A 9,648-nucleotide genomic window follows, 5' to 3' on the forward strand; every position below is an offset into this window, starting at 1 on the left:
ATCTGAAGCGTCAGTTTCATAGTGACGATTATAGTCACAAAGCAATCAATAGACAAATAGCACCGAATCAGCCGCCCGAGAGGGCGGCGGCGCTATTCCTCCCCGGCCTGAACGCCGGGGCTTCTCGCGCAAGACGGGTGACCATTGTCGTCGACCAGGATGATTTCAGAGGCGATCCTCGTCGCGCGCAGCGAGGTTAAGGCTTCGCGCAATTCGGCGGGTCAGGTGTTCCAGACGGGGAGGATGGCGGTAATCACGCCCTAGTCAGCCGACAAGGAATGATGGTCACGCCGGGAGGAGCCTCTACCGTATAGAACTCAGCCCACGTCGTTTCTGCGTCAAACGCGGCACTTTGAAAGCTATAGTCGTCAGGCCAACAATTTTCTGCGTTGCCGTTTGTCCAGTAGCCCCCTGGATTCGTGCCTATGTATATCTGCGGGGCGCGTGATACCGGATAACCATTGCTGTCCTCAATTCTGTACCTGTATCCGGTCCCGCCGTCAACGCCAATATCTGTTATTAGAGTTCCGCTGTCTCCGGTCATCAGCCATCCGTTCCGACACGCGGTGACATACCAGAGCACCTCCCCCGACACCCCCTCCTCGGTGATCGTCAAATAGATCGGATCGAGCGTCGTGGTCTCGTCGCCGCAGGCGACGGCGGCGGTGAGCGTCAGGACGCCAGGCGAGACGGGGTCCGGGCTCGAAGACCCTTCGGCCGCCACCGCCGTGACCAGGACGTAACGCCCGCAGGGCACGACGCGCGGGGGCAACGCCTCGAAGCCGTCGCCGGGCGTGAAGTCCCACGCCCAGTCGACCGCGCAGTCGCACAGGTCGCCGGTGACTTGCGCGCGCCAGAGGAAAGGGCCGGAGGGGATGGTGGTTGGCATGGGCCGTCCTAGGGAGAGGTGTAGACAAGACGCCCATACGCCTTGGTCTCCAGCGGCATGCCGCTGACGAGGCGCCGCGCGACGATGATGTAGCCCCCGTCTGGGACTTTGGTCGCGCCGTCCGAGAACGTGATGCGGTCCGGGGTCGCGGAGATCGCCGGCAGGTTGCCGCTGCTGTCCCCGCCGGGTAACGGGACGAATTGCGTGGTCCAAACCGCGTCGACCGGGCGGTCGTTCACGAACAGCTTAAAGCTGTGCGTGGTGGCCTGATTCGTGAACCCCCAGACGACCAGCTCGTTCCCATCGACCCAAATCCCGTTGACGAGATGCTTGACCGCGTAGGCAACATGCGGCGGCTCGTCCGGCGGCGGCGGGTCGGGCGGGACATAGACCTCCACGCCCGTGAGCGTGAGCGTAATCGGATCGAGCGTCGTGGTCTCGTCGCCGCAGGCGACGGCGGCGGTGAGCGTCAGGACGGGTCGAAGACCGTGGCGCCCTCGGAGAGCGTCGCGAGGACCGCGACCTGACGCCCGCAGACGATGACGGTCGGGGCGGCGTCCGCGTAGCCCGCGTCCGGGACGAAGTCCCACGCCCAGTCGACCGCGCAGTCGCACAGGTCGCCGGTGACCTGGGCATGCCAGAGGAAGGGGCCGGAGGGGAGCGCGGTTGGCATGGTCAGTCGGCCTGGATCAGGACGATTCCGGCCACGGCGTCCAGGTCATAGTCGCCGGTCGCGTCGTTGTACCAGGCGGCGATGCCGATCGCTGGCGTGCAGAGGTTGGCGTCGGCACAGGGGTCGACGCAGTCTTTCACGCTGAGGATCGCCGCCTCGGTGACCAGGGTCGTGGTGTCGACCAGGGTGATGGTGGCGCGGATGGCGGCCACGCCGGGCGCTTGCGTGCGGCGGGTGCCGACCGGCCAGGTGAGGAGGCTCAAGACCTGCAGGCAGTCGGTGGTGAGCGTGGTGACGGACGCCTCGTTCTCCGACTCGCCCGTGAGCCATTCCAGCGACCAGGCGATCGTCTCGCCCGGCTCCAGCGGGCGGTCGAGCACCGTGACCTTGACGGTGCCCTCGGGCTTGCCGTCGACCAGACAGATCTCGGCGACCGCGCCGAGATCCTCGTCGACACAGTTGTCGCCGTACGGGTCGACGAAGACGGCGCGCGCGGGCAGGTTGGCGGTGGAGGCGGGAACGTCCTGGACGATGGACTCTACGTCCAGGTTGGCGCTGGAGCGCGAGTGACGCTCGACCGGGATCAGCAGATCCTGGTAGTAGCCGTAACACAGTGTCTCGGGGGCGCTGGCGGCGCCGATGAAGACGGTGGCCTTGGCGCGCCGTTCGACGAGGAATTGTCGGGCAGCGGCGATGGTCGGAGTGTCGATCTCGAAGCGGTATTTCACGAGTTCGGTGTAGCCGCGCTCGATGACGAGCAGGTTGCCGAAGGGGTCGCGTTCTTTGCGGCTGTAGTCGACGATACCGACCTCGGTGCCGTAGAGCGTGCGCCCGATGACGGACTTGGCGCCGATGACGAGACAGCCGCAATGGATGAGGCGCGGGACGGTGGCGCGCAGGCGCAGCCGCAGGGAGGCGTCCGGATGGGTGAGCGGGTCGATGGCGGGCAGGTCAAGCAAGGCGACGGCGGACTGATTGGGAAACTCGGTGCTCAGAGGATCGGCGTAGCGCAGCGTCTGGGTCACGCTGTAGGCGCTGGGACCATTGAGCACCTCGACCGTGAGCTCGTCGGCGCCGACGTTGAAGAGGGCGAGGGCGTCCCACGGGGCGCTCGGGCGGATCTCGACCAGGATGTCGGTCGGGCTTTCGGTGGCGCGCGCCGGGTTGTCGCTGAACATCCGGTAGCGGTTTTCGAAATAGGCGTCGGCGCTGACGTTGTGCCACCAGAGCGCGCCGGCGTGCGTATACCCCGCCGGGACGATGTGTCCTGACGACGGGTCGTGGCCTTCGTTGTAGAGATCCGGGTCGGTCGACTCCGGGTCGGTGGGCGTGGCGACGGCATGGGCCGCCTCCCAGGTCGCGCCGCTGTCGCTGACCGCCGCGCCCGCTGGGTACCGCGTGGTGCTCGACCAGGCGGGCACGACATCGGCGGGGATGTTGGTGGACAGGATGTCGCCGGGGATCTGAACGGCATAGGGAACGATGACGATCATCCGTGCACCTCGCCTTCGACTTCGAGCGTCAGGGTGGAGGTGTTCCAGTTGTCGAGCCGAATCGAGAACTGGTTGAGGTAGCCGGTGACCTTGAGCACGTCATGGTCGGCATGGCCGACATAGACGGCGGAGGTGGCGCGCTTGCTGGCCAGCAGCGCGCGCACGACATGGGCGTTCGCGGTGGCGATGACTGCGGTGAAATTGACCAGATCGGCATAGCCGCGCTCGATGAGGGTGAGGTTACCGAAGGCGTCGCGCTCCTTGCGGCTGTAGTCGACGATGCCCACCTCGGTGCCGAACAGGCACTCCCCGATCTCCACGCCGCCCACGGACATGGTCATGCGGCCTCCGCGACGGTCTTGGCGTAGTCCATTTTATCCGGCGGCAGCCCTTCGGCGTTCCAGCGTTTGTGGAGCTTGAGCAGTTCGGCCAGGCTGGCGGCTTGGGCGGCGTTGACCGCCCGCGCTTCGCGCGCGTCGCGCTGGAGCGCGCGCACCTCGGCGACCAGTTCGCCGTTGCCGTCCTTGAACAGCCCGGAGAGCGAGCGATTCGGGGCGATGACGGAGGGGCCGGTGTATTCGATCTCGGGGCCGTGCTCGCCGACGAGGCGCAGGCCGCCGGCATGGACGCCGCCGGCGGCAAAGCCGGGAATGCTGATGCCGAGCTTGCCGAGCAGGGCGATGATGTCCTCGCGGTCGGTGCCGTCGAGCAGATCCTGGCCCTGCCAGATCCGCAGGAGCGTACTGAGCTTGTCGTAATCGCCGCGAAAGCCCAGCTCGGGCATGGGCAGCGACTTGGCGCCATCGTTGGAGACCAGCGCCTGGACGTCCTTCCAGGCGGTGGCGCGGGTGTCTTGCGAGAGCGCGCCAACGAGCGCTTCCATGCGGGCGACGAAATCGGGCATCGGCTCGCGGTCCGGCGCCTCGGCGGGCGGACGCCCCAGGGCGTCGAGAATCTCCTGCAACAGCGCGTTGGTGTCGGTCATGAGGGTGTCTCGCTGCGCCTCGAACTCGGCTTCCAACCCGGCGAGCAGCGCCTTGAGCGCGGACTCTTCGGCCTTGAGCGCGGCCTCATGCTGGGTCTTGGCCTGTTCGAGCTGGGCCTCGATCAGCGCGATCTGACGCTCGCCCTCGGACAGCCCGGCGGCGCCGGCCTGTTTCAGCTCCTCGATGAGGCGCTGGTTTTCGGCGATGGCGGCCAGCCAGTCGTCGCGGGTGGCGAAGTCGTTGGCGTCGACGGTGTCGAGCCGCCCGACGATGTCGGTCACGTCCTCGGGGAGGGTGCCGTCGCGGCGGTATTGCTCCAGGGCGGCCCGCGCCTCGGCGAGGGCGCGCTGGCGGGTTTCGTCGATGCCGTCGGTCGACTCGGTGAGTTTGCGCAGGGCGTCGGCGGCGGATTTGACGAGGTTGCCGAACAGCGACAGGGCGTCCTGGGCCGCGCCGAGCGAGTCGTTGAGACCGTCGGTGAGCGTGCTGTAGGCGTCGTTCAGCGCCTCGATGCGGGCGCTCGATGCCTCACGCAGCGCCTCGATGCGGGCGTTGGATTCCTCGCGCAGGGCGGCGATCTTGACGCTGGAGGCCTCGCGCGCCGCGGCGACGGCGGCGTTGTAGGTGTCTTCCAGGGCTTTGAGGGCGGCTTGTTGGGCGGCGGCGATGCCCGCCCAGGCGATGCCGAGCGTCTCGGCATTGTTGGCGAAGATCTGCAACTGCGCGGCGGTGAAGGCGCCGGCCTGGATCAGGGCATAGAGGGCATCGGCGGTCGGCGGGAGCGACATCCCCCAGGTGGCGAAGAGGTCCATCATCTCCTTGAGCGCGTCGCTCTGCTTGAGCGCGTCGGGCTTGATGGAATCGATGAAGTCGGTCACGGACGCCAGCGTCGCCTCGACGGTCTCGCCCAGCCCGCCCAGCGCCTCGTCGAGCGAGACGAAGGCGGGGACGAGCTGCATGGCGGTCAGGTAGGCGCGCAGTTGCGCCTCGTCGGTCAGGTCGAGCGCGTCGATGTAGGCGCGAAACTCGGCGCTGGTGTCGACGGCGGCCTCGCCCGTTTTGCCGATGCTCGCGCTCCAGGCGTCGATCGAGACCAGGGCGGCCTTGCGTTTGCGCTCGGCTTGCTCCTCGGCGCTGAAGAAGTGGCTGTAGTAGGTGTCCGTGAGGCTGGTCAGGCCATCGAGCGAGAGCCCGACCTCGGTCATGATGCTGACGAACGCCTGCCCGAGATGCAGGAAGGCGTTACCGTCGAGATGGTCGAGCGAGGCGCCCGTGAGTTGCGCGGCCTGCTCGAAGGCGGCGGCGCCGGTCAACAGCCGCTCCAGGGTGTGCGCCGCGCTCTCGCCGGATTGCGCGAAGGTGGTGACATAGCCGCTCATCGCGCCGACCGCGGCCTCCAGCGTGCTGTAATACGCCTCGGTGCCCAGTCCCAGGCGCTTGCCAAGATCGGTATCGAACAGCGAGACGGCGGCGCGCACCTTGACCATGCCCGCGTCCAACTGTTGCGCGACCGCGTTGGCCGTCCCGCCCAGGTCGCCGACCGCGACTTTCAGCAGATGGCCCATGCCCTCGCCGACCTGCCCCTCGGCCTCGCTGGCCGCGTTGACGATGCGGTCGAAGATCTCGTCGATGGCGAGATTGACATCGGGGCCGTAGCCCTTGAAGTCGCCGAGGCTCGCGCGCAGCGAGACCTGGACCTTTTCCGAGAGTTCGGGGCCGTAGAACTGCGCGACGCTGTTGGAGAGTTCGGCCATCGCGTCGAAGGTGCCTTGGAATTCGGACGCCTTGATGTTCTTGCTGCCCTTGTCGGTCAAGCCGAAGTTCAGGCCGAAGGCGCCTTTGGCCTTGGCGTTGTCCTCGAAGCCGAAGCCGCTGAAGCTGGTGGCGTAGCTGCCTTGTTTGGGGGTTTGGTCGCCGCCAAAGAGCGAGGCGATCGCGCCGCCTGCAATCGACCCGATCAGCGCGCCGGCCGCCGTGCCGATGGGGCCGAAGGCGCTGCCATAGGTCGCGCCGAGATAGGCGCCGCCCATGCCGCCGACCGCGGATCCTGTGCTGACATATTGGCCGTCGAACATCTGCCCGGCGAGGTAAGATCCGGCCAGCCCGCCGGCCAGCCCGGCGCCCGCCGTCATCCAAGCGCCCCCGCCAGAGCCGTAACCAGCCCCCGCGTTAAAGCCCATCCCGGACTCTTGCGCCGCCAGCATCGCGCTTTGCTGCGAGAAAGCGCCCGTCCCGTAGTTGAGCCCAGCGGCGGTCCCGAGCGTGGCGACGTTGCCGCCGGCGACCAGCCACTGATAGCCATTGTAGAGCGACGACGCGCCGGAGATCGCGTTGCCGATCCAGCTTTGCCCGCCAGTCGCGCCAGTCGCGCCGGTCACCGTCTGCAACGCGCCGCCTGCGCCCGTCCCGCCCGTGACCCCGAGAATCTGCCCGGCGAACTTGAGCACGATGGTATCGACGGCCATCTTGGCGAGCGTGCGCTTGATGTCGTCCACGAAATCATCGAACTCGAAGCGCCCGTCGACCAGTCCGTCGACGAGGGCATTGTTGAATCCGTCCATGGCGTCAACGGCGAGGGTTTCGAGACTGCCCATGCCTTCGCGCAGGCCGTCGAGATACTGCTCCATCGGGCCGGCCTGGTCTTTCTGGATCTGGCGCAGCGCCTCGGCGTGGCGCTGCTCGATGGCCAGGCGCGCGGCGGCGGCCATCTCGACGTTATCGATCTGCGCGGCGGCCAGGGTCGCGAGGTCGCGCTGGTAGCGGATTTCTTCTTTCGTCAGATCGTCGTAGCTGTCTTCGATGATGCGCGCGATCTCGTCGCGGGCCTGTTCGGTGGCCTTGGCCGTCGCCTCGACGTTCGTGCGGATCGCGGCAAACACGTCCGCGGCGCCTTCCCCGATCGGTCCGAGCTTGGCGACGTTGGCGGTGACATCCCGGACGTAGTCGTTGGTTTCCTTCCAGCCATAGCTGGATTTGAGGCGGCGGCCTTCGCCAGCGTTATAGGCGCGCAGGGCGGTTTCCAGATCGCCGTATTTCGCGATCAGCTTGCCGATCAGGTAGGTGCCGGCTTCGATGTTCGCCGCCGGCTTGGTCATGATGTCCTCGAAGGCGAGCCCGGTCTCCTTAGCGATCATGCGCGCGGTCGAGGGGATGATCTGCATCATGCCGGTCGCGCTGGCCTTGGAGTTATAGGCGGCCTTCTTCCATGCGCTCTCGACATCGATGATGGACATAATCACGTCCTGCGGGACGCCGAACGCTTTTGACGCCGACTGAATCGCGGGCAGGGTCTCGATCATCACCTGCTTTTGCCGCTGGCTGAGTCCCAGCACGTTCCCCGCTCGCTCGGCGTAGTCGGCCAGTTCGGCGTTGCTCTCGCGCTGGGCTTTGGTGAGTTTGTCGGTCGCGCCGGCCTGCTCAAAAAGCGCGGCGGCCATCGCCTTGAGGACTTCAGCGCCCCTTTCCGCACTGATCGCGCCGCTGGCGACGGCGTCGTTCACCAGTTTCTGCGCCTCGGCGAAGTCGCGTGCTTTTTTCTCGCCGGTGAGGTAGGTGTCGACCAGCTTTTGGATCGCTTGTTGCGCCTCTTCCTTCGCCTTCAGTTCTTCGAGCGAGGGGCCGGCGACGGGAATCGCGAGCGTTTCGCGGTCGGCGGCGGCCAGCTCGATGTATTGCGCGCGCTCGCGCGCCAACCCCGCCAGTTCCTCACGAATCGTCTTGATCCGCTCGGCGATTGACGCATCGTTCCAGCCGCCCGCCCATTTCTCCATGCCGCCCATCGATTGCAGGTCGGCCAGCTTCTCCTTGAGGTCGGCGACCCGGTCGTGGACGCGCCGAAGATCCCCTTCCCACTGACCAGCCGCAATGCTCAGGTGCGGATCTGTCATCTGGTTCGCGAGTTCCTGGAGCGCCCACGACAGATCGCGAATCGCACGGGCCGCCAGATTGGTCGATCCGGTATCGCCCAACGCGCGCATCAACCCGTCCCAGTCGTCCTGTAGGTTGTTGAGCGCGCCGCCGAGGGTGTCAGCCTGGAGCTTCATGGCATCGCCGAACTTGGCGGCGGCCACCTGGCGGATGTACGCCTCGATCGCCTTGGCGTTGTTTTCGATGACGGTGGTGACGTTCTGGAACGTCATCGCCACCTGCTCGCCCTGCACCGAGGTTTTGATACCGAACGCTTTGAGCCGCTCGAATTCGCTGGTGACCGCGTCGGCGACGGCTTCGACGGCCTGCTCCATGTCCCCGCCCATGGCGGCGGCCAGGTTGCCGTAGTCGCGCATGGCGGCAATGGTCGGGTCCAGCCCGAGCGCCTTGAGCTTGGTAAACCCGGCCACCGATTGGGACAGGCTGTAAGGCGTTTCGCGGGCGAACTGAACCAACGAATCCCAAGCCATCCCCGCGCTCTCGACCGAGCCGGTGACCGCGGTCAGGCTGGCGCGCAGGCGTCCGGTTTCGACGTTCACGGACATGAAGCTGCCGACCAGGGCGTCGAGCGCGACAAAGCCGGCGGCGGCGGCCACGGCCCCCTTGATGGCGCCGCCGATGCCGGCGAGTCCGGCGCTGGCCCGGCGCGCGGTCTCGTCGATTTCGTCGAGTTGATCGTCGACGCGCCTCAGCCCGGTAATGGCGGCCGTGCCGTCGGCGTTGATGCGGATGGAGAGATCGAGGTTTCCGGAGGACATGACGGCGGCCTATGGCTTGGCGGCGCGGATAACGCGGTATTCGGCTTCCAGGTCGCGCAGGGCGCCCCATGTCTCGGCGCGATCCGCGGGCGCGATGCCGCGCAGATCCATCAAGGCCAACAGTTGCGCGCGGTCGAATCCCTCCATCAACGTCGCCCCCATCAGCCCCTGCCCGCCCTGCCACGCGGGCAGGGCATCCAGAAAGAGCGTGATGAGCGGAACGTTCTCGTGCAGCACCTCCGGCGCGGTGCAGTCCGCGCACCAGGTGCGTTGCCCGCGAATGTCCATGCAGGCGCCGCACGCCTTGGCGCCGGTTAACGCGGCTTGCTCGTGGTCGAGCCACCAGCGGAGCCAGTCGCGTCGGTTTTTTTTGCCGCGATGCCGGAGCTGGCGTCGATCAGGCCCTGGAACAGCGGGCGCCAGAAGCGGGTTTGCCCGAGCACGACAGCCAGCGTCTGCTCGTTGACCGCGAGCTTGGCGCCGTCGTTGTCGGCGTCTTGCAGATCCCAATCGAGCACGCGCGCGCGCAGCAGGGCATCCATGCGTTCCATCTGCTCGGGTTGCAGTTCGTCGATCAGCAGGTCGAAGGTGGTGGCTTCGTCCTCGGTGCGCACGGCCTTGGCCAGCCCCAGGCGGCGCCCGGTCCAGTCGGCGGCTTCGCGCTTATCGAGCAGGTGATACTTGACCCGCATTGGGGCGGACTCGCCGTCGATGGCAATCTCGATGGCGTGCCAGGCTTCGGGGCGGGCGGTGGGGGAGAGTCGGATCATGGGGCGCTCCGGTTAGGTGATTTCCGAGTAACAGTTTACCCGTTTAGGCCGCATATCCCTCCAACAGACTGACATGATCGAGAATGCCCGTGCCCTGCGAAACCGAACCGACTGTCCTGACATTGCTCCCCTCGCAAATCGACGATCTGCAA

The 9,648-nt window shown here is 66.7% G+C and carries 9 protein-coding genes; 1 reads left to right on the forward strand and 8 read right to left on the reverse strand.

The genetic code is table 11. The features are described 5' to 3' along the window. A partial coding sequence (locus QZY07_RS05350) for a hypothetical protein (RefSeq protein WP_295400416.1) occupies positions 1-200 on the forward strand: 200 nt, incomplete at its 5' end. A 53-nt stretch (positions 201-253) separates the two neighbouring features. Here the strand turns inward: QZY07_RS05350 and QZY07_RS05355 are convergent. The 8 genes from QZY07_RS05355 to QZY07_RS05390 all read right to left on the reverse strand — a co-directional run bounded on the left by QZY07_RS05355 (position 254) and on the right by QZY07_RS05390 (position 9,496). After that, a complete protein-coding gene (locus QZY07_RS05355) occupies positions 254-889 on the reverse strand; it encodes a hypothetical protein (protein ID WP_295400418.1) in 636 nt (211 codons plus the stop codon). Between the two features lie 8 nt (positions 890-897). Continuing rightward, positions 898-1,287, reverse strand: a complete 390-nt coding sequence (locus QZY07_RS05360) for a hypothetical protein (protein ID WP_295400420.1) — start codon at positions 1,285-1,287, stop codon at positions 898-900. Positions 1,288-1,358: 71 nt separating this feature from the next. Next, positions 1,359-1,562, reverse strand: a complete 204-nt coding sequence (locus tag QZY07_RS05365; protein ID WP_295400421.1) for a hypothetical protein — start codon at positions 1,560-1,562, stop codon at positions 1,359-1,361. Positions 1,563-1,564: 2 nt separating this feature from the next. Continuing rightward, complete coding sequence (locus QZY07_RS05370; protein WP_295400423.1) at positions 1,565-3,055, reverse strand: hypothetical protein; 1,491 nt, start codon at positions 3,053-3,055, stop codon at positions 1,565-1,567. After that, positions 3,052-3,396: a hypothetical protein gene (locus QZY07_RS05375; protein WP_295400425.1), complete on the reverse strand. Its 345-nt coding sequence runs from the start codon at positions 3,394-3,396 to the stop codon at positions 3,052-3,054. Before QZY07_RS05375 ends, QZY07_RS05370 begins: the two co-directional genes overlap by 4 nt. Continuing rightward, a complete protein-coding gene (locus QZY07_RS05380; protein WP_295400427.1) occupies positions 3,393-8,726 on the reverse strand; it encodes a transglycosylase SLT domain-containing protein in 5,334 nt (1,777 codons plus the stop codon). Before QZY07_RS05380 ends, QZY07_RS05375 begins: the two co-directional genes overlap by 4 nt. A 9-nt stretch (positions 8,727-8,735) precedes the next feature. Next, on the reverse strand, positions 8,736-9,014 hold the full coding sequence (locus tag QZY07_RS05385; protein WP_295400429.1) for a hypothetical protein: 279 nt from the start codon (positions 9,012-9,014) through the stop codon (positions 8,736-8,738). A gap of 26 nt (positions 9,015-9,040) precedes the next feature. After that, the gene (locus QZY07_RS05390) at positions 9,041-9,496 is read right to left on the reverse strand and encodes a hypothetical protein (RefSeq protein WP_295400431.1); all 456 of its coding nucleotides are present in this window, start codon (positions 9,494-9,496) and stop codon (positions 9,041-9,043) included. Positions 9,497-9,648 lie beyond the last annotated feature (152 nt).

Origin of the sequence: uncultured Thiocystis sp. (assembly GCF_903866365.1) — a bacterium.
Lineage (GTDB): Bacteria > Pseudomonadota > Gammaproteobacteria > Chromatiales > Chromatiaceae > Chromatium.

Coding starts and splice junctions, on each gene's coding strand:
- QZY07_RS05370 (WP_295400423.1), bottom strand. CDS start 3,055: ATGATCGTCATCGTTCCCTATGCCGTTCAGATCCCCGGCGACATCCTG.
- QZY07_RS05385 (WP_295400429.1), bottom strand. CDS start 9,014: ATGGACATTCGCGGGCAACGCACCTGGTGCGCGGACTGCACCGCGCCG.
- QZY07_RS05355 (WP_295400418.1), bottom strand. CDS start 889: ATGCCAACCACCATCCCCTCCGGCCCTTTCCTCTGGCGCGCGCAAGTC.
- QZY07_RS05380 (WP_295400427.1), bottom strand. CDS start 8,726: ATGTCCTCCGGAAACCTCGATCTCTCCATCCGCATCAACGCCGACGGC.
- QZY07_RS05390 (WP_295400431.1), bottom strand. CDS start 9,496: ATGATCCGACTCTCCCCCACCGCCCGCCCCGAAGCCTGGCACGCCATC.
- QZY07_RS05375 (WP_295400425.1), bottom strand. CDS start 3,396: ATGACCATGTCCGTGGGCGGCGTGGAGATCGGGGAGTGCCTGTTCGGC.
- QZY07_RS05365 (WP_295400421.1), bottom strand. CDS start 1,562: ATGCCAACCGCGCTCCCCTCCGGCCCCTTCCTCTGGCATGCCCAGGTC.